This is a genomic window from Paraburkholderia sp. BR10936, from assembly GCF_040965735.1.
In the GTDB taxonomy this organism is placed as follows: Bacteria; Pseudomonadota; Gammaproteobacteria; order Burkholderiales; family Burkholderiaceae; genus Paraburkholderia; species Paraburkholderia nodosa_A.
The window spans coordinates 1-255 of the sequence record NZ_JBFRCM010000099.1 but is presented as its reverse complement, the minus strand read 5'-3'; the positions used below and the strand labels follow the sequence as shown (position 1 = coordinate 255).

At 60.4% G+C, this 255-nt stretch carries 1 pseudogene; it reads right to left on the bottom strand.

Annotated elements, in window-relative coordinates:
• Nucleotides 1-206 (bottom strand): annotated as a pseudogene (locus AB4Y36_RS40585) (PLP-dependent aminotransferase family protein); the annotation flags it as partial.
• Between the last annotated feature and the right edge of the window lie 49 nt (nt 207-255).

The window sequence follows — 255 nt, the reverse complement described above, 5'->3', positions numbered from 1 at the left end:
ACGTCAATGCCTTCTTCGTCGACGGGAATCGGAACCGTCGTGATCTGGCCAATTTCCAGGGCCTTGCGACTCAGCAAATATCCGGGATTCTCGACCCATGCCTTGCGGCCTTGGGCCTGAAGCACGAATAGCGCGATACCGAGCGCCCCCGAGAATCCTGCCGTGATGTAGATCTGCGAGGGCTGGCACTCAATGCCGCGTGACAAGGCCAAATGCGCGGCGATTTCCCGGCGGAATTCATGTTCGCCGCGCGGG